We start from the raw sequence: 18805 nt of genomic DNA on the forward strand, positions 1-18805 counted from the left end.
CTTCCCATGACCTCGACATCTCCTTGGCTGCAACGCTGCGTGCAAGGTTGCGCGGACCTGTTGCTGAATAATCGCCGGCGCTGGCTGGCCGTGTTTCTGCTGCTCAGCCTGGGCCTGGGCTACAGCGCGACCCAGGTGCGCCTGGATCCGGGCTTCAACAAGCAGATCCCGGTGCGTCACGCCTACATGCTGAACTTCCTCGACTTCAGCCGGGTGTTCACCGGGGCCAACCGCCTGCTGGTGAATGTGCACTGGAAAGGTGAGGGCGACATCTACAACCCACAGTTTCTCGAAGTGCTGCAGAAGGTCACCGATGATGTGTTCTTCATCTCCGGGGTCAGCCGCCCCAGTGTGACCTCGCTGTTCACCCCCAACGTGCGCTATGTTGAGATCACCGAAGAGGGCTACGTCGGCGATCTGGTGGTGCCGCCGCAGTACGCCGGCACTGCCGAGGACCTGGCAAAAGTGCGCAGTAACGCCGCCCGCGCCGGGCAGATCGGTCGCCTGCTGGCCAACGACCAGCGCTCGGCCCTGGTGCGTGCCGACCTGCAGGACAGCGACCCGAAAACCGGCCAGCCGGTGTCGTATGTCGAGATCGCCCAGCGCCTGGAAGACATCCGTGCGCGCTACAGCAGCGACGACATCGAGATCAACGTGGTGGGCTTCGCCAAGCTGGTCGGCGATGTGGTCGAGGGGCTGAATACGGTGTTGATGTTCTTTGCCGTGGCATTTGTGATCACTGCGTTGCTGCTGTGGCTGTACACCCGTTCCTTGACCCTGACCGTGGTCGCGCTGGTCGTCGCCATGCTGCCGGTGGTGTGGTTGCTCGGGCTGCTGCCGTTGCTCGGCCTGGGCATTGATCCGATGTCGGTGTTGGTACCGTTCCTGATCTTCTCCATCGGCGTGTCCCATGCGGTGCAGATGAGCAATGCCTGGCGTCAGGAGGTTCAGGCCGGGAGCAACGCCCGTCAGGCTGCTCGTTCGGCATTCTGTGCGATCTTCATTCCCGGTGCGCTGGCGTTGCTGATGAACGCCCTGGGCTTTGCGGTGATCATGCTGATCGACATTCCCATCGTTCACGAACTGGGGGTAACGGCCTGCATCGGGGTGATGCTGATGATCGTCACTAACAAAATGCTCCTGCCGCTGATCCTCGCCGGGCTGACCGTGCCGCAACGCCGCACCGCGCCGCTGGCCCGTACGTCGCGGCACGCGCTGTGGTGGCGCTTGTCGGCACTGGCCGAACCGCGTCCGGCCCTGGCGGTGTTTGTCGCCAGTCTGTTGCTGTTGGGCGCCGGGGTGTTCAAGGCGCGGCAACTGGAAGTGGGCGATATCGGCGTCGGGGCGCCAGAGCTGCGCGCCGACTCGCGCTATAACCAGGACAACCAGCGCATCATCAGTAGTTACTCCATCGGTCTCGATGTCCTTGCAGTGTTCGTGCAGACCCGCGCCGGTGACGAGGCCTGCCTGAACCCGCAGGTGATGCGTGCGGTCGAGTCCTTTGACTTTCAGATGCGCGCAGTGGCCGGGGTGCAGTCGGTGCAGAGCGTGGCCGGTATGGGCAAGGAGATGATCGCCGGCAACAACGAAGGCAACCCGCGCTGGTCGGCGATTCCCGGTTCGTCGCGGGGGCTGCAGCAAGGTTCGCTGGCTTACTCGGCGGATTCCGGGCTGGTCAGTGAAGGCTGCAAACGCATGCAGATCCTGGTGTTCCTCAACGACCATGAAGGCGCCACGGTGTTTCATGTGGTCAACGAGGCCAAGCGCATCATTGCTGGCATCCACGCGCCGGAGGTGGAGTTCAAGCTCGCTGGTGGCAACGTCGGGGTCATGGCCGCCTCCAACGAAGCGGTCAAGCACGCCGAAGTGATCATGCTCGCGGCGTTGTTCTGCTCGGTGGCGCTGTTCTGTCTGCTGACCTTCCGTTCACTGCGGGCGGTGCTGTGCATCCTCGTGCCGCTGGGGGTGGTGGCGATCCTCTGCAACGCGCTGATGGCCATGCTCGGCATTGGCCTTAAGGTTGCCACCTTGCCGGTGATGGCCCTGGGCGTGGGGGTTGGCGTGGACTACGGTATTTACCTGTACGAGCGCATCCAGCACGAGATGGCGGCGGGTGCCGAGCTGCGTGAAGCGTTTTACCGGGCGATGTGCCAACGCGGCACGGCGGCGGTGTTTACCGCCCTGACCATGGCCATCGGCGTCGGCACCTGGGCCTTTGCACCGCTGAAGCTGCAGGCCGACATGGGCATTTTGTTGGCGTTCATGTTCCTGGTGAACGTGCTCGGGGCGATCTTCCTGCTGCCGGCCCTGGCTGCCTGGTTCAATCAGGGCCGGCCGCTGGTACCTGTGCAGATGGCGAGCGCAGCTCACTAATCCATTCCTCAACCCTGACGAACCGTGCGCAGCCGGGCAACCGGCCGCGCCCTGGGAGTGTGTCTATGCAAAGCCGTATGCCGAATTCGCAGGTCCTGGCGCAGATGGGGCTGGATGTCGAGGATTATGAACAACTCATTGGCAACCTCTACGACGGCGCCCTGGATACCCGTCGTGTAGCCGAATCCCTGCGTCAGCTGCAGGTACTGTTCCAGGCCAATATCGTCACCCTGATCCTGCGCGCGGTGGATGAGCCTTACCTGTCGCCGATGCTCGCGGTCGGGGATGTCAACGGCGCCGGTGAGATCCACCATTACGCTTACTACTGTAAATCGACACCGTTCAATAACCTGCCGATGGACACGGTGTTCACCATCGACGACCTGATGAGCGAAGCCGAGTGGCTGGGTTCGTCCTTTTACCTTCTGTACTGCCAGCCATATGGTTGCCACCAGATGCTCGGTGCGGATATCAGCATGCCCGACGGCGGCAAGCTGCGTATTCGCATCAACCGGCGCCGTGATCAACCCAGGTTCAGCGATAGCGAACGGGCGCTTTGCGCCATGCTGATGCCGCATTTGCGCCGCGCCCTGCACCTGCATGCGCTGCTGGACCGTAGCGAGTCCTTGGGTAGCCTGTACTTTCAGGCCATCAGTCGCCTGTCGGTGGCGACCATCGTCCTCGATGAAAGCGGCAGTGTGCTGCAGCTGAATCCGGTGGCGCGCGACATTCTCGACAGCAATGACGGTCTGAAACTGGTGGGTGGGCGGCTTGAGGCCACTTACCCCAGTGATAACCGCGAACTCTCGCGGCTGGTGCGCGATGCCTTCCAGCGTGCGCGCCAGGGCGACAGCGGCCATTGCAACGCTGCGGCGCTGTCGATCTCGCGGCCGTCCGGGCAGGTCAGCCTGGGTGTGGTGGTGGAGCTGATTCCGTCCCAGGAGCGGGTCGAGGGCAAAGGCCAGCCGACCGTGGTGGTGTATGTGCGCGATGCGGTGGGCAAGTCGCTGGTCAGTAATCTGGCGACCGCGCAGCTTTACAACCTGACGCCCGCCGAGTCGGCCCTGGCCCTGGAGTTGGCCAACGGGCTGTCGCTGGAGGAGGCCTCCGAGGCGCTGAACATTCGCCGCAATACCGCTCGTGCGCATTTGCGTTCGATTTTCTCCAAGACCGGGGTGCGGCGTCAGACTGAACTGGTGCGGATCCTGCTCAATAGTGTGGTTGCGCTGGGTCCGCCTGGTGCTTTAGCGCCTGCCGTGAGGGTGGCGGGGTAGGCTGGGTAATTGTGAGCTTATCCATTAGGTGAGGTGACGCTGCCGGAAAGTGTCAACCATGTCCCCGTACACGTGTCCACCATGTGTACGGTCCGTACATCTCGGAAAAAGTAGGTAAAACCGCTCGCTCCTGCATACGGCCCTACGCTCAGCCTCCTGAAGTCGCAGTTCGCGGCGTCTGAACTTGCGTGGATGAAGATCAACACGTCGAAGTGGGATTTTCCCGCGATGCGATGTAACTGGCAGGTCGATATCGCGGGGCAAGCCCGCTCCCACCGGGAGACCAGCTAACCCGGTGGGAGCGGGCTTGCCCCGCGATGGCATCAGCCTGGCTCCGCCAGCGTCTGGTTTCGAAGATGCGTCAGCACAGGCGCCGCCCGTAACTTTGCGACTTCAGGAGGGCACCGGAGCGAAGGGACCCGGAGCGCAGCACAGGGCCGTAATTCCGTGAAGCGCCCAAAACGCGCTAGTCCGAGCAGACGATGTCCGCACTTTGTCGCGCTGCCGATACTGGGCCACCGCCATCGGAATCCACGGAGAACAACAATGACCGAGCGTGACCTTTTCGCCCATAAGGCCCAGGCCGATCGCCGCCCCTGGTTGCTGGCCATGCTGCTGGGCTGCATCAGCGCCAGCCCTGTGTACGCGGCTCCAGAGGATGCCGCACGCCTGGGCAGCGAGCTGACTTGCGTCGGCGCAGATAAAAGCGGCAATGCCGACGGCAGTATTCCGCCCTACAGCGGTCAGTGGCTCGGGGTACCGCCGCAGGTGCAGTTCAAGGGCACCGGCAACCACCCGGTCGACCCGTATCCGGATGAAAAACCGCTGTTCGTGATTACCGCTGCCAACCTCGGGCAGTACAGCGACTACCTGTCTGACGGCCAGAAGGCCTTGTTCAAACTCTATCCCGACAGCTACAAAATGCCGATTTACCCGACCCACCGCGATTTCCGCTTCGCCGATTCGGTGTGTGAGGCCACCCGCGAGAACGCCAGTGTCGCGCGCCTGGTTGACGACGGTGAAGGGGTGGTGGGCAAGACCGGTGGCACGCCGTTCCCGGTGCCGCGCAGTGGCCTGGAGCTGCTGAAAAACGCCTCGACCTTCACCCTGCGGGCCTGGACCGAGGAATACGTCTCCGACAACGCCTACGTACTCAAGGACGGCAATATCAACTGGGGCCGGGTGCACTCGCGCAACCTGGCCCCGGCGCTGCAACCGGGCAAGATCGGCGAAACCGTGGGCAACTCCTCGTTCTACCTCAACGAAACCCTGCTGCCGCAGCGTGACAAGGGCGAGATCAACACCGGCACCGAGTTCTGGAACGACAAGACCGAGCCGCGCCAGAGCTGGCGCTACGACCCGGGCACGCGGCGGGTCCGGCAGTCGCCGGGCTACGGCTTCGACATGGCGTTCCCCGGTTCCGGCGGCTCGATCACCGTCGACGAGGTGCGCCTGTTCAACGGCTCCGGTCAGCGCTACGACTGGAAGATCGTCGGCAAGCGCGAGATGTTTATCCCCTACAACACCTATCGCCTGCACGCGGCCAACCTCAAGTACGCCGAGCTGTTGACCCCGGGGCATATCAACCCCGAGGCCATGCGCTACGAGCGCCATCGCGTGTGGGAGCTCGAAGGCACGCTGAAGCCGGGTTATCGCCACCTGTACGGCAAGCGCAAGCTGTACATCGATGAAGACACCTGGTTCCCGATGCTCGCCGACAACTACGACAACCGTGGCGAGCTGTGGCGCACCTCGATGGTCAACTACTTCTATGCCTACGAGTCCCAGGTGCCGCAGGCCGGGGTTGGTCTGTACCACGACCTCAACGCCGGCAGCTACCTGGCATTCAACCTGATCAACGAACAGCGCAACGGCTATGTGCTCAACAAGGGCGGTTTCAATCCGCGTGATTTCGGCCCGGAAGCGGCGCGCCGGGCAGGGCAGTGACAGCGGTCTAGTCCATTTGAAGGATGAGCAGCCTGCAACGGCTGCTCAATGATAGCGGGCAGGGACCGAGCCGGCTGATAGCCCCGGCATCGCTCGACCCGGAGTTTCCACCAGAGGAAGAATAAGAACATGACGAAACTCGCTGAATTGAGCATCGAAAACACCCAGCGCACTCACCGCTATGCCCGCGGCTGGCACTGCCTGGGCGATGCCGCTGACTACCGTGATGGCAAGCTGCACACCCTGAACATCTTCGGCACCCGCCTGGTGGCGTTCGCCGACAGCCAGGGCAAGATCAGCATTCTCGACGCCTACTGCCCACACATGGGCGCCGACCTGTCCCAGGGCACCATCGAGAACGACACCGTGGTCTGCCCGTTCCACCACTGGAAGTACGACACCAGCGGCAAGTGTGTGGAGATTCCCTACTGCAAACGCATTCCGCCCAAGGCCAAGACCCGTGGCTGGTTGACCTGCGAAGAGAACAACCTGCTGTTCGTCTGGAACAACCCGGAAGGCCGTCCGCCGAAAGAGGGGGTGGTGATCCCGCACCTGGAGGAGATGGACGACAGCGAGTGGATTCATGAGTGGAACATCGACAACATGCTCATCGATACCAACCCGCGCGAGCTGGTCGACAACCTCGTCGATGCCCAGCACTTCGGCCCGGTGCACGGCACGCCGACCAAGTATTTTGCCAACATCTTCGAAGGCCATATCGGCCAGCAGATTTTCCATGGCGATTCCGAGCGCCTGGGCGGTGACCTGATCGCGCCGTCGGCCTACTACGGCCCGGCCACCCATTTCACTCACCTGAGCTCGATGTTCGGTGAAGTGCGAGTGCACGCCATTCTGCTCAACAGCCATGTACCGGTGACCCCGGACAGCTTCGAGCTGCGCTTTGGTTGCATGGTCAAGCGCGTACCGGGCTGGAGCGAAGAGCAGAACCGCGAAGTGGCGCAAGCCTATGTCATGGGCAACCGCGCCTCGTTCTACCAGGACGTCGACATCTGGAAACACAAGATCCGTATCGACAAACCGGTACTGGCCGAGAACGACGGCCCGGTGTACCAGCTGCGCGAGTGGTACCAGCAGTTCTTCACCGATGAAGACCTGGTGCCGGCGAGCATGGCCGAACGCCGCGAGATCATCACGGTCGACGAGCGTTAAACAGGCAAGGGCCGTCGGCTTCGGCAAGACCCGGAGCCGATTGCCGCGATTCACTGGTTGAGGAGCGCCGACAATGAAAACAAAAAGCCTTCGCGCCTATGCTGTTCCGCTGTTGAGTTTGATGGTCATGATTTGTGCCGGACTGGCGCCGGTGCCGCCCAAGCCTAGCGTTGTCGCGCTGTGCAGTCAGTTCCCGGGCTGTGTGGTGGTGCAGGTGGCGAGCTTCCAGAACTGGCCGGTGTTGCGCTGAGCCTGTTGTCTTCGCTCTCACGCCAGCAACCCGATTGCCTTGGCATATGCCACCGCCTGCGTACGACGCGCGACACCCAGCTTGCAGTTGATTTTCCGCGCATGGGTTTTCACCGTATGCAGAGAGATGAACAAGTGCTCGCCGATCTCCTGGTTCGACAAGCCTTGGGCAATCAGGCGCAGCACCGTCAACTCCCGCTCGCTCAGGGTACTTTGCGCGGTTGCTTCAACGGCACGTCCTGGTTCCGGGAGGTGGCTGTCTTGCCATTGAGGGCGAAGCGGGTGCGCTTCAGGCCGGTTGTTCAAGTCCTCAAGCGGCATTGAGCGTTGTGTTGCCGACAATTCCAAGCGGCTACGCAAGAGCTCCAGAATGTGCAGCGCATCGCGCAACGCGTCCGAAAGTGACGCCAGAACTTCGCGATGAAGGTAGTCATACTCTGCGGGCTGAAAGGCCAAGACCTGGCCATCTACGGGCTCTAAGCAGAGGGTGCTTGAATTCAAGGCTTGCATGGTGGCTCTCATCATTATTGTTGTAGAAATCAACGGAGCGACATCAACAGAGGGCTGACCTCTGCTGGCAGTCGACACTACAACAGGCGTAGAACCAATAAAAATTGATAAATGCTAGCTCTGATATCAGGCAATCGGATATCGGCTGGGGGAGACACCCACCCCACGGCTGCGGGGCGGGTGAGGGGGCGGTTGTCAGAAGTTGACGCCAAAACTGGCGGCGAGGAAATCGCGGTCGACCGAGGTGTTGTAATCACCGTCGAAGAAGTCGGTGTAGGACAGGCTTGCGGTGTAGGTGTTGCGGTACTCGGCATCCAGACCGAGGCTGACGGCTTTGGCGCCTTCGTTGAATTGGCCGTTCGGACCGTAGCCATGGACGTCGTGGGACCAGGCAAGGTTGGGTTTCAGGTTGATCCCGGCAATGACGTTGTTGTAGTCCCAGATGGCGCGCATGCGGTAGCCCCAGGAGGTGCTGGTGGTGTAGCCGTCGTCTTCACAGAATGCGCTCAGGTTCTTGCCATTGGCGCCTACCGTGCCCAGATTGAGCTGGCGGCAGGTGTTGATGGTGCCCCCGGCGCTGGCCGGTAACGGCCCTTGACCGAACACTGGATCACGCCCATAGCGCGCCTGGGAACTGCTTTCCAGGCCGCCCACATGCACCACACCGACCTCACCGACCAGGGTCAAGCGCTCGGCCCCCATCACCTGATCGAAGAAATGGGTAAAGGTGGTCTGCAGTTGGGTCAGCTCCTTGCGCCGATAACCATGCAGATCCTGCCCGGGGGAGACATCGAGCAGCGACGCGTTAGGCAGCACGGGGCCGCCGAGCGGGCCGACCGCAGCAAACAGAATGTCTTGGGTATTCAGTTGCACGGGGGCATTCGGTCGATAGCTGATCTCACCTTGCCAGGCGGTGCCGGTGGGCAGCGTGGTGGAGAAGCTCAGGCCGTACAGGTGGATATCTTCCGGGTACTCGATGAAGTACTGGGAGTTGGCCGCCACCGCTATCGGTCGCAGCGCCGCGGCAGGCCCGGTCAGCAGCGCTTGAGCCGCGTTGTAAACTTGCTGATTGGCCGCCGTCGACGAGAAGAATGGCTGCCGGCTGTGGTAGTTCATGTAGTAGGCGCCGAACTCGGTATCGAGGGCATCGGACATATAGCGCAGGGCGACGCCGTACTGGCCGCTGTCCCGGGCATCGCGGTCCGGGCCGCGTGGAACGCGCACGCCTTCCTGGTTGATATCGGCGCCAAAGAACTGCTGCAAAGCCGCCAAGCCGCCCGCAGGGATTGCCGAGCGCGGGGCCAGCACCCGCAAGTTGTCGCTGCAGCCATCGGCCACCACGTCCGGCTGAGCGAAGAAGGTCCCGCAATTGTCGACGACGGTCTGGTCCCATTCCAGCTGATAGAAGGCCTCGGCCGACAGGCTGTCGCCCAGGCTCTGGGACACGTAGAACATGTTGACCGGAATCAGCCCTTCCTTGACTTCGGCACCGGGGCGGCGGAACGCCGCGACATCCACCGGGTTGATCGCGTTGATGCCGTTCTGGATGAAAGTGCTTTCGCCCCAGCTGACCACTTGTTTGCCCAACCGCACCGAGCCGGGTTGCTCGGCGATTTGATAGTTGTGGTAGACAAAGGCATCGAGCAGTTGCGCCCCGGAAGACTTTGCCGCCTCTTTGCGGCCGCGGTTGTCGATGTCCTTGAACGGCCGGTGTTCGTCCTGCAGTTCGAAGTCGTACCAGTATTTCCCGCGCAGGAAGATGCCGGTATCGCCGTACTTGAGTTCAAGATCGTGAAGGCCCTTGAATATCTTCGAGAAGGTTTCGCCTTTCTTGAAGTTCAGGTGCGAGTCGTCAGAGGTCTGTGCCAGACCATTGCCGCCGTTGTTGGCGCCGATCAAATCCCGATCCGGGTTGGCCGTCGACCAACTGGCGCCTACCGACAGCGAGGAGTCGAACGTCCCTTCGATTTCGCCGATGTTGAAACCAACGGCATGGGCGTGCCCGGTAAATGCCAGGGAAACGCCGATTGCCAGGGTATGCGGTCGAAAACAGGCATGTTTTATTTTTATTTTCATGCAGCGCTCCAAATGCAGGGAAGGGGAGCTGCACGTTAATAAGCATCAGCGAACACCGGTAAGCGTCGGAAGTGTGATTCGTCTCACCCCAAAGAGTGAAGCGTACGAACGCGCTTACAAGCGGGCGCAAATTGCGGCGATGCCGCTACGTAACCACTGGTGGGCGGGATCGTGTTCGAAGCTTTGGTGCCAGCTGAGGTGCATGGGAATTTCCAGGCCTTCGAGCGGGGTCTTGAAACACTTCAGCTGATGCAATTCGGCAAAGGTCTTGGCCATGCGTGACGGCATGCTGCAGACCACGTTACTGCCGGCGACGATCCACGGCATGCTGAAGAAGCTGTGGACGCGCAAATAGTACTCACGGCTTAAACCGAGATCTTCCAGGATGCGTTCAATCGGGCGCAGGTTCTTGTTCCCCGGCCACTCCAGAACCAGGTGTTTGAGTGTCAGGTATTGTTCAAGGGTCAGGCGATTGCTCACCAATGGATGGTCGCGACGCACCATCGAATAGAGTTCCTCCTTGAGCAGCAACTGGCTGTTGAATGCCGCACCCGGCATCGGCTCGGTCCACAGGCACAGGTCGATCTTGCCGAAGCGCATCTTCTCCCGCAGATCGTCTTGCATATAGGTTTCGACATTGATTCGAACCTTGGCACCGATCGCGTCGAGCCAATGCATGAGCGGTGACAGCAAGACCACTTCGCCGTAATCCGACAGCACCAGATTGAACACGCGCTCACTGACGGTGTAGTCGAACGCCGCGCCTTGGGTCAGTGTGGTGATAACCATATCGAGGACGTTGCGAATGGGCGTGGCAAGTTCCTGAGCCCGTGGAGTGGCACGCATGCCATGACCGGTGCGAACAAACAGATCGTCTTTCAGAACAAGCCGCAGGCGGGCAAGCGCATTGCTGATTGCCGGCTGACTCATGCCGATCCTGTCGGCGGCCCGGGACAGGTTCTGTTCGGCCATGATGGCGTCGAACACGGTCAATAGATTCAGATCGACACTGCGCAGGTTCATCGCACGGGTCCTTATCGAAAGGCCAAAAGGGGGAGAGCCGATATCGGCAACCTGTATATCTGTATTACTCACTATCGATTTTTTTTCAGTTGACCGGCGCCGTACTGTTGCTTGCAGGCTCCACTACAACAACCAGCAGGTACGCCGCTATGTCGACCCACGCAGTACTTGATTTTTCTTCTCGATACCTGATGACCATTGATGGTCAAGGCACAGACAGCGATTGCCATCTCGAGGTGATCAATCCGGCCAATGAAGCCACCATCGCGCAGGTGCCCGACGCCAGCCGTGAACAGCTTGATGCGGCGGTGACGGCGGCGCGTTGCGCCTTTCCCGCCTGGTCGGCAACCCCTATTGCGCAGCGCCAGGCACTGGTGAGTGCCATCGGTGCGCGGCTGCTTGAGCACCTGGAGGATTTTGCCCAACTGCTGACGCGTGAACAGGGCAAAACTCTGGACTACGCGCGTTTCGAGATTGGCGCGGCCGCCGCCTGGTTCAGTGAATTCGCGAAAATGGCGCCGACCGAGACGATCATCGAGGACAGTCCCGATCACCTGGTGAAAACCCTGCGTGTGCCGATCGGTGTCGTCGGTGCCATCGTCCCCTGGAACTTCCCCGTGCTGCTGGCCGCGTGGAAACTGGCACCGGCACTGATCGCCGGCAACACCGTGGTGCTCAAGCCTTCGCCTTTTACGCCGCTCGCGACACTCAAGCTCGGCGAGCTGATCAACCAATTGTTGCCGGTCGGTGTGGTCAATGTGGTGTGCGGTGGGGATGATCTCGGCCCATGGCTGTCGAGCCATCCGCACATCGACAAAATTGCCTTTACCGGCTCTACCGTCACTGGCCGGCGGGTGATGGAAAGCGCGGCACGCAACCTCAAGCGCTTGACCCTGGAACTCGGCGGCAATGACGCGGCAATCGTCCTGCCGGATGTGGACATTGCCCACACTGCCGAAAAACTGTTCTGGGGGGCCTTCAGCAACAGTGGCCAGGTCTGCCTGGCGATCAAGCGCCTGTACATCCATGAAGACATCTACGAGCCGCTGAGCAAGGCGATCGTTGCCTACGCTCGCAACGTCAAAGTCGGTGATGGCAGCCTGCCCGACACGCAGCTGGGGCCGGTGCAGAATGCCGTGCAGTTCCAGCGCCTGAAGGAGCTGCTGGCCGACATTCGAGCGCAAGATCACAAGGTCCTGCTTGGGGGAGAAGTGCCTGCAGGTCCAGGCTATCTGTTCCCCATCACCATCGTCGACAACCCGCCGGAAGATTCGCGGGTGGTCACCGAGGAGCCCTTCGGGCCGATTCTTCCCTTGCTGAAGTTTCGTGACATCGATGAAGTCATCGAACGCGCTAACAACAGCGAATATGGCTTGGGTGGCTCGGTGTGGAGCAAGGACGTCGAGCTGGCCACCGCCATTGCACTGCGCCTGCAAACCGGCAAAGTGTGGATCAATGAAATCCATGAGCTGAACCCCTACACGCCACTGGGTGGCCACAAACAATCGGGGATGGGTGTCGAAAACGGCCTCGATGGACTGATGGAGTACACGAACGCCCAGACGGTATCGATTCGCCGGCGCTAACGCCAACCGACCACATCCACCAAAGCCCGCCGCAAATCACGCTTTGCGGCGCAGCCCGCGAAAAACAAAAAAGGCGGCTGTCAAGCCGCCAGGAACAACACCCAGTGCAACCTGAGCGACAGAATTAACGAACGCCCGACTGGCGCAATGCTGCCGGGGTGTAGCTGTTCGCCGACGCCACGGCGCCGAATTCAATGCTGCGTTTTTCTTCGTTCTTCAGGCCCAGTACCGAATAGCGGCCGGCCTGCAGGTCATAGAGCACTTCAGCGGTATAGGCCGGCACCTGCTTGTGGTAGTACTGCTGCGCATGCCCTTCGCCCACGCGCCAGAGTTGTCCGCGGCCGTCGTAATGGTCCACTTCGGCCAACTGCCAGGTGTCTTCATCGAAGTACATGTGTCGTGTCGAATAGATATGCCGTTGCCCTGGCTTGACCTTGGCAACTACCTCCCAGACGCGGTGCAGTTCATAACGGGTCAGGTCCTGGTTGATATGACCGGCCTTGAGGATGTCGGCGTACTTCAGGCTCGGTGAGTCGAGCTTGTAGCTGTTGTACGGGATGTAGAGTTCCTTTTTGCCGACCAGCTCCCAGCTGTATCGGTCAGGCGCGCCGTTGAACATGTCGAAGTTGTCGGCGGTGGCCATGCCATCGGCGGCAGTGGCCGGGCCGTCATACGCCACTTGTGGTGCACGGCGCACACGGCGCTGGCCGGCGCTGTACACCCAGGCGCCGCGCGGATCTTTGACCTGGTCGATGGTCTCGTGCACCAGCAGTACATTACCGGCGAGGCGGGCGGGGCCGGTCACCCGCTGAATGAAGTAGAAGAGGATGTTATCGGCTTTGTTCTTGTCCAGGTCAGGCAGTTCACGGGGGTAGGAGATTTCATCTTCTATCTTGATCATGCTGAAGCCACCATCAACCTGCGGTTGCACGCGGGTTGCCAGGCGGCTGAGGTTTCCGCCGCGATAGCGGGTCATGTGGTTCCACAACACTTCGATGCCGTTCTTCGGCACAGGGAACGCATAGTAACGGGAATCGGAGAAGCCGCTCAGGCCGTTACCACCATCCACTTCTTCGGTCTTCACCGCGCTGGCCTTGATCACCGAGTAGATGTCCGACGGCAATGCAGCAGTGCGGTGGGTGGGGTAGACCGGGATTTTGTAGCTGTCAGGATAACGCTTGAACATCGCCAACTGGCCTGCAGTGAGCTTGTCCTTGTATTTTTCAGCGGTGGCTGCGGTGATCACGAACAGGGGCTTTTCGTTGGCAAACGGGTCACTCAAAAAGCCTTTGCTGTCCACCGTGCCTGCCGTTGTTGGCAGGCCGCCGGTCCAGGCCGGGATACTGCCGTCGGCGTTCGCGGCATTGACGGCGCCGATGGGCGTCAAGGTAGTGCCGAGCTGTGCGGCCTCTTCGGGAGAGACCTTGGCCATCACGGCCGTGGCCAAAAGCGAAAGCGCCAGGGCGCCGGCTTGCACGAGTATTGTTGTTGTTTTCATGTAGTCGCTCTCAGGTTTGGTGCTACGGGGTTACTCGGTCGGGGCTTGCTCGAAGCACGGCAGCGTGCGGTCGATCACCACCCAGGGCTGTGCCGAGGCGCACCACAGGTGCAGGTTCGGCGTGGCGCTGGCCGGCTGGGACAGGGTGCCGGCCTTGACCGCCAGTACGCCGGGCATCGTGGCGATTTCGGAGTACAGGGCCGAGCCGCAGTCGCTGCAGAAGTAGCGCTTGACCGGCAGGCCGCTACCGCCGGCCTTGGTATAGCTGCCGGGGCGCGCGCCCTCGACCACGAAGCTTGCGGCCGGCACCAGCAGATTGATCGAGAATGCGCTGCCGGACTGTTTCTGGCAGTCGCTGCAATGGCAGACCGCAACGGACAGCGGGTTGAGGGGACTGGAATAGTGGATGCTGCCGCACAGGCAGCTGCCTTTGATGGTATTCATGAAGGTTCTCGTTGGTTGCAGGGGTTAGGTCGCGCCAGCGCTGGCAGGCTGCCATTCGCGGGCGCGCAGGGCGGTGAGCTTGAAGCTGTGGCGGGCGCGCAGCAGCAGTGGGCAGGCCAGCACGCAAGCGATCAGGGTGACGATCAGGATCGAGTAGCCAATGGCGGCGGGGTCGACCAACAAGTAGTCGGTGATCAACCCCACCGCAACCGGGCCGATGCCAACACCGAGCAGATTGAGCACACCGGTGAACAGGGCGATGAACTGTCCGCGCATTGGTGCCGGCGCTATCTCGACGATCAACGCCGGGCCAATGCCGAACAGGCAGACCCAGACGGCGGCGGTGAAGGCCAGAAACGGCAGCGCAACAGCGGCGCTGGGTGCCAGCAGCAAGGGCGTGGCGAACAGCGGCAGGACGATGCTGGCAATAATTGCGACGTGCAGGTTGCCATTGCTCCTGCCGCGGCGACGCCAGTACTCACCCAGCCAGCTGGCACCGAGCACACCGAGCGGCGAGCTGACGCACATGATCAGCCCCATGAACGTGCCGGCCTTGGCATAACTCCAGCCGAACTCGCGGACCAGGTAGCTGGGAACCCAGGCGCCGCCGGCATACACCGCAGCGTTGTAGCAGCCCATGCCGACAATGATGGCGACGAAGGTGCGCCGGTTGGCGCGCAGGAACGCCAGCACGTCCCCCAGCGGTACCGCCGACGCAGCAGGGGCCGCAGCGATTCGCCCGCGGCGATGCAGTCGCGGCTCAGGCACACCGAGCATCAGCAGTAGAATGAACAGGCCCGGCAGACCGATCGACATCAGTGTGGTCTGCCACGGCGCCAGGGTGCCGAGTAGCGGCAGGGTCAGGGGATGGGCGCTGAAGTAACCGAGTACCAGACCCGTGGCCAGCAGACCGCCGCCGACGCCGACCGGGCCGCCAGCGCCAAACACGCCGAGTGCGCGGCCGCGCTTTTCCGGCACGAACAGATCGCTGATCAGCGACACGGCTCCCGGCAGCAGTACCGCCTCACCGACCGCGACACCGACGCGAGCCAGCAGCAGGTGCCAGAATTCCGTGGCCAGGCCGCTGGCGGCGGTGGCCAGGCACCACAGGCCGATGCCGGTAGCGATGATCAGGCGGCGGTTGCCGCGGTCGATCAGGCGCGCGATCGGCAGGCCGGCCAGGGAGTAGAAGGCCGCGAAGGTGAAGCCATGGAGCATGCCCATCCAGGTGTCGTTGACGTGCAGTGCTTGCTGGATGGGCCCGACCAGCAGGCTCAGCACCTGGCGGTCCATGATTGAGAAGACGTAGGCAAGCAGGAGAACGCAAAGGGCATAGTTGGCACGGCCACGGCTGGGCAGCAAATGTGCCGCGCAGGGCATCACCGTGGCTTTCATCGTTGTTGTACTCGTCATCGACGGTTACCTCGTGGGCTTTTTCTTATCATCGAGGCCGCGCGGCGTGCACATCGCCGCGCGGTGCTGCGTTAGCGCGCCGAGGTAATGGCGTCGGGTTGCTGCCAGAGGTTGTTGTCCTGCCAGATGTTTTCCTTGCGCCAGTGCGCGGGCAGCTCGGCGCCAGTGTGCTGGATGACCCGGCCGAGCAAGAGCTTGAGTTGTTGCGCCTCGTCGAAAGACAGCGTTTCCAAGGCAGCCATCTCGGCGGCTTTGGCGTAAGCCAGCCATTGGATGGCCAGCTGGCGGCCCTTGGCGGTGAACAGCACGCGATTGTCTTCCAGCTTCAGCAACTGCTTCTGCAGCCACTGCGCTAACTGTTCCTCGGCCAGCACCTTGCCGGTGAACTCGAACAGCTGGAACAGCTCGTCCAGGGTCCGGCCTTCGCTGAAGCTGAGGATGCCCAGCAGCTCGAAGTCGTGATCCTGCATGCCCATGGCTCTGAGTTGCTGGCGAATCGGCAATTGCAGTTGGTAATAGGCGCGGCCAAGCAGGAAACCTAGCCAGTTTTCGCCGTAGCTCACGCCTTGCTGGCCCTGCGCGGCAGCCGGCAGCAGACGTCGGTAGCCGCCGCTGTGAAACACCAGCGGCGCCTTGTCGAAGCGGTCGAACGCCAGCACTTCACCGACCAGGATGATGTGGTCACCGCCCTCGTACTGATAAGTGGTCTTGCACTGGAAGCGCGCCGAGCAGCCATCGAGCAGGGGAATGTCGCTGGGCCCGCGTTGCAGGTCGAGACCGCTGAATTTGTCGGTGCTGCTTTTGGCGAAACGGTTGGACAGCGGTTCCTGGTCGGTTGCCAGGATGTGCACGGCAAAGTGCGAGCCCTGCGTGAAGGCATGGGCCGAGGAGGAATCCTTGTTGATACTCCACAGTACCATTGGCGGATCGATCGATACCGAGTTGAAGCTGTTGGCGGTCAATCCGTAGTCCAGTCCATCGGCGCCGCGGGTGGTGACGATGGTCACGCCGGTAGTGAAGGCGCCCAGCGCCTGGCGGAACTGCTTGGGATCGAACGGGTTGCTGTTCATTGAGGTGGACTCCGGTTACCGCCGGATGTACCGGCGGCTGATTGTTATTGGGCTGGAGTGTCAGGCGTGCAGGGGCTCAGCGCTTGAGCAGCGGCATCACCAGGCGGCCGAAGCGCTCTGCTTCTTCGTGGTGTGGGTAGCCGGACAGGCAGAAACCGCTGCAACCGGCATCGACGAATGCCAGCAGCTGCTCGGCGACCTGCTGCGGGTTGCCCACCACGGCGATACCGGCACCGGGGCGCACTTCGGTGATGCCGGTCCACAGGTGCGGGGTCATCTTGCGTCCGGCGGTTTTCGAGAGTTCTTTCATCCGTTGGTTGGCAACGGACTCGGCCATCATGGTCTTGACCTGTTCGGTCCAGGTCGGGTCGGCGCCGTTGACCAGGGTGTCAGCCGCGGCCCAGGCTTCTTCCTCGGTTTCCCGGCAGATGATCTGCAGGCGCATGGCAAATTCGATTTCTTCGCCACGGCCATATTTGGCCGCGCGCTCGCGCATTTCCTTGATCTGTTCGGCGATACGCTCCGGGTAGTCGCCCCAGAACAGGTGTACGGAGGAATGCTTGGCGGAAATTTCCGCTGCCTGCTCCGAACCACCACCGAGGAAGAACGGCGGATGTGGTTGCTGGAAAGGCGCGGGGATGACTTTCGGGCCGTGTACCTGGTGGTATTTGCCTTGGTACTCCACGCCTTCCTCGGTCCATAGGCGCTTCATCACCTCGACTTCTTCTTCCAACTGTTCGTAGCGACCTTCTTTGGAGACAACCTGGCCCTCGGCGTACGCATCTTTCTCGCTGAGGCCGGCGATCAGATTGATGCAGATACGTCCTTTGGACAGCTGGTCGAAGGTGGCGAACATCTTGGCCTGGGCGACCGGATGAATGAAGCCAGGCTTCACCGCCACCAGCGCTTTGATTTTCTGCGTGCGGGCGATAACGAACGAGGCCGTCACCCAGGCATCCCAACAGAAGGGGGTAACGGGGACCAGTACGTAGTCGAAGCCGGCCTGTTCGGCGGCGACGGCAACCCGTTCGAAATGCTCCATGGACTGCGGAATGCTTTTGCTCGGATCGCTGAAAGCAGTGGTGTCGCCAATAGTTGGAATGAACCAACCCATCTGCAGGGATTTTTTATTGTTCATGCTTGGGCTCTTTTCCTGGAGGAACGGTAGAGCCACTACAGCAAAACCTGTACTGTGTGAAAAATGAATAGATAGAATTTCAGGCATGCACAATATTAATACCCGCACCCTCGACCTGAATCTGCTGGTGGTTTTCGCGACCCTGTGGGACACGCAGAACGTCACCCGCGCCGGGGAGCGCCTGGCGCTCAGTCAACCGGCGGTCAGCCATGCGCTGCGGCGCCTGCGCGAGCGCTTGGGCGACGAACTGTTCGTCGCCGGTCGCCATAGCCTGGTGCCCACCGCGCGCGCTGCCGAACTGATCGGCCCGGTGCGCGAAGCATTGAGCCGCCTGGACGATGTGTTGCAAGGCTCCACGCCCTTTGTGCCGGCAACGGCGCAGCGCAAGTTTCGCATTGCCTCCGGCGATTTCGTCGAGTTCCTGATCTTGCCGGGTTTGATCCAGCACATCGCCCGAGAAGCACCCGGCGTCATGATCGAGGTGCTGCCGCTGCCATCCAACAATGCCTTGCCAGCGCTGCTGGAGAACGGCGAAATCGACCTGGTCATCGGCACGCCGACGACCCTGGGGGCCGGTTTGAGCCAGGAGTCGATCACCACGGTGTCGCTGCTCACGTTGATCTGGCAGCGTGAGGGTTTGGCACCCGGACGCTTCCCGCTCGATCTGTACCTGGAGCGCCCGCAGGTGATGATCGAAACGCACCAGAGACAGGGCAACATTATCGATGACACCTTGCAGGCCCAGGGGCTGGCACGTCGTATCGGCGTACTGGTGCAGAACTTCATGGCGATGCCGGTGATCGCCTCGCAAACGGGTTACATCTGCAACCTGCCGGGGCCCATTGCCAAGGCGTTCGCCGAGACCTTCGGCCTCAGTTGCCACGAGCCGCCAGTCGACTTTCCCGCACCTGAGCTGGTTGCCTACTGGCACGCCCGGTTCGATTCTGATCCAGGCTTGGGATGGTTGCGTGAACAGATCAAAGCGTGTGCGGACAGCCATCTGGCGTGATGGAGCATGCACACTATGAATACGT

General features: G+C 61.5%; 14 protein-coding genes and 1 pseudogene. 7 read left to right on the plus strand and 8 right to left on the minus strand.

Features of this window, described 5'->3' with window-relative positions; all coding sequences use genetic code 11:
• The first annotated feature begins 6 nt into the window (after positions 1-6).
• The 5 genes from ACO6VD_RS20385 to ACO6VD_RS20405 all read left to right on the plus strand — a co-directional run bounded on the left by ACO6VD_RS20385 (position 7) and on the right by ACO6VD_RS20405 (position 7014).
• A complete protein-coding gene (locus tag ACO6VD_RS20385; RefSeq protein ID WP_422421646.1) occupies positions 7-2373 on the plus strand; it encodes an efflux RND transporter permease subunit in 2367 nt (788 codons plus the stop codon).
• Positions 2374-2438: 65 nt separating this feature from the next.
• On the plus strand, positions 2439-3647 hold the full coding sequence (locus ACO6VD_RS20390; RefSeq protein WP_422421648.1) for a helix-turn-helix transcriptional regulator: 1209 nt from the start codon (positions 2439-2441) through the stop codon (positions 3645-3647).
• Positions 3648-4256: 609 nt separating this feature from the next.
• Positions 4257-5594, plus strand: coding sequence for a DUF1329 domain-containing protein (locus tag ACO6VD_RS20395; protein ID WP_422421685.1), 1338 nt, complete (start codon positions 4257-4259; stop codon positions 5592-5594).
• A 129-nt stretch (positions 5595-5723) separates the two neighbouring features.
• Entirely contained in the window at positions 5724-6764 is a 1041-nt protein-coding gene (locus tag ACO6VD_RS20400) for a Rieske 2Fe-2S domain-containing protein (protein WP_422421650.1), read from the plus strand.
• A 73-nt stretch (positions 6765-6837) separates the two neighbouring features.
• Positions 6838-7014, plus strand: coding sequence for a hypothetical protein (locus ACO6VD_RS20405; protein ID WP_422421652.1), 177 nt, complete (start codon positions 6838-6840; stop codon positions 7012-7014).
• A 17-nt stretch (positions 7015-7031) separates the two neighbouring features.
• Here the strand turns inward: ACO6VD_RS20405 and ACO6VD_RS20410 are convergent.
• The 3 genes and pseudogenes from ACO6VD_RS20410 to ACO6VD_RS20420 form a co-directional block, all read right to left on the minus strand.
• Positions 7032-7226 (minus strand): annotated as a pseudogene (locus ACO6VD_RS20410) (response regulator transcription factor); the annotation flags it as partial.
• A 492-nt stretch (positions 7227-7718) separates the two neighbouring features.
• Complete coding sequence (locus tag ACO6VD_RS20415) at positions 7719-9599, minus strand: DUF1302 domain-containing protein (protein ID WP_422421654.1); 1881 nt, start codon at positions 9597-9599, stop codon at positions 7719-7721.
• A gap of 114 nt (positions 9600-9713) precedes the next feature.
• Positions 9714-10622 carry a LysR substrate-binding domain-containing protein gene (locus tag ACO6VD_RS20420; protein WP_422421656.1) on the minus strand — a complete coding sequence of 303 codons (909 nt, stop codon included), beginning with the start codon at positions 10620-10622 and terminating at the stop codon, positions 9714-9716.
• A gap of 149 nt (positions 10623-10771) precedes the next feature.
• Between ACO6VD_RS20420 and ACO6VD_RS20425 the strand changes: the two genes are divergently transcribed.
• The gene (locus ACO6VD_RS20425; RefSeq protein WP_422421658.1) at positions 10772-12208 is read left to right on the plus strand and encodes an aldehyde dehydrogenase family protein; all 1437 of its coding nucleotides are present in this window, start codon (positions 10772-10774) and stop codon (positions 12206-12208) included.
• A gap of 124 nt (positions 12209-12332) precedes the next feature.
• Here ACO6VD_RS20425 and ACO6VD_RS20430 read toward each other — a convergent pair whose 3' ends face one another.
• The 5 genes from ACO6VD_RS20430 to ACO6VD_RS20450 all read right to left on the minus strand — a co-directional run bounded on the left by ACO6VD_RS20430 (position 12333) and on the right by ACO6VD_RS20450 (position 17771).
• Positions 12333-13706: a DUF1329 domain-containing protein gene (locus tag ACO6VD_RS20430; protein ID WP_422421660.1), complete on the minus strand. Its 1374-nt coding sequence runs from the start codon at positions 13704-13706 to the stop codon at positions 12333-12335.
• Positions 13707-13736: 30 nt separating this feature from the next.
• Positions 13737-14150 (minus strand): GFA family protein, encoded by a 414-nt coding sequence (locus ACO6VD_RS20435; protein ID WP_422421662.1) that lies wholly within the window; start codon positions 14148-14150, stop codon positions 13737-13739.
• Positions 14151-14174: 24 nt separating this feature from the next.
• The gene (locus ACO6VD_RS20440) at positions 14175-15563 is read right to left on the minus strand and encodes an MFS transporter (protein ID WP_422421663.1); all 1389 of its coding nucleotides are present in this window, start codon (positions 15561-15563) and stop codon (positions 14175-14177) included.
• Positions 15564-15634: 71 nt separating this feature from the next.
• A complete protein-coding gene (locus ACO6VD_RS20445) occupies positions 15635-16633 on the minus strand; it encodes a flavin reductase (RefSeq protein WP_422421665.1) in 999 nt (332 codons plus the stop codon).
• 76 nt (positions 16634-16709) lie between these two features.
• On the minus strand, positions 16710-17771 hold the full coding sequence (locus tag ACO6VD_RS20450) for an LLM class flavin-dependent oxidoreductase (protein ID WP_422421666.1): 1062 nt from the start codon (positions 17769-17771) through the stop codon (positions 16710-16712).
• An 85-nt stretch (positions 17772-17856) separates the two neighbouring features.
• Between ACO6VD_RS20450 and ACO6VD_RS20455 the strand changes: the two genes are divergently transcribed.
• Positions 17857-18780, plus strand: coding sequence for a LysR substrate-binding domain-containing protein (locus ACO6VD_RS20455; RefSeq protein ID WP_422421668.1), 924 nt, complete (start codon positions 17857-17859; stop codon positions 18778-18780).
• Positions 18781-18805 lie beyond the last annotated feature (25 nt).

The organism is Pseudomonas sp. GZD-222, from assembly GCF_049310525.1.
Taxonomy (GTDB): domain Bacteria; phylum Pseudomonadota; class Gammaproteobacteria; order Pseudomonadales; family Pseudomonadaceae; genus Aquipseudomonas.

Coding starts and splice junctions, on each gene's coding strand:
- ACO6VD_RS20425 (WP_422421658.1), top strand. CDS start 10,772: ATGTCGACCCACGCAGTACTTGATTTTTCTTCTCGATACCTGATGACC.
- ACO6VD_RS20390 (WP_422421648.1), top strand. CDS start 2,439: ATGCAAAGCCGTATGCCGAATTCGCAGGTCCTGGCGCAGATGGGGCTG.
- ACO6VD_RS20440 (WP_422421663.1), bottom strand. CDS start 15,563: ATGACGAGTACAACAACGATGAAAGCCACGGTGATGCCCTGCGCGGCA.
- ACO6VD_RS20430 (WP_422421660.1), bottom strand. CDS start 13,706: ATGAAAACAACAACAATACTCGTGCAAGCCGGCGCCCTGGCGCTTTCG.
- ACO6VD_RS20450 (WP_422421666.1), bottom strand. CDS start 17,771: ATGAACAATAAAAAATCCCTGCAGATGGGTTGGTTCATTCCAACTATT.
- ACO6VD_RS20405 (WP_422421652.1), top strand. CDS start 6,838: ATGAAAACAAAAAGCCTTCGCGCCTATGCTGTTCCGCTGTTGAGTTTG.
- ACO6VD_RS20395 (WP_422421685.1), top strand. CDS start 4,257: ATGCTGCTGGGCTGCATCAGCGCCAGCCCTGTGTACGCGGCTCCAGAG.
- ACO6VD_RS20445 (WP_422421665.1), bottom strand. CDS start 16,633: ATGAACAGCAACCCGTTCGATCCCAAGCAGTTCCGCCAGGCGCTGGGC.
- ACO6VD_RS20455 (WP_422421668.1), top strand. CDS start 17,857: ATGCACAATATTAATACCCGCACCCTCGACCTGAATCTGCTGGTGGTT.
- ACO6VD_RS20415 (WP_422421654.1), bottom strand. CDS start 9,599: ATGAAAATAAAAATAAAACATGCCTGTTTTCGACCGCATACCCTGGCA.
- ACO6VD_RS20420 (WP_422421656.1), bottom strand. CDS start 10,622: ATGAACCTGCGCAGTGTCGATCTGAATCTATTGACCGTGTTCGACGCC.
- ACO6VD_RS20385 (WP_422421646.1), top strand. CDS start 7: ATGACCTCGACATCTCCTTGGCTGCAACGCTGCGTGCAAGGTTGCGCG.
- ACO6VD_RS20435 (WP_422421662.1), bottom strand. CDS start 14,150: ATGAATACCATCAAAGGCAGCTGCCTGTGCGGCAGCATCCACTATTCC.
- ACO6VD_RS20400 (WP_422421650.1), top strand. CDS start 5,724: ATGACGAAACTCGCTGAATTGAGCATCGAAAACACCCAGCGCACTCAC.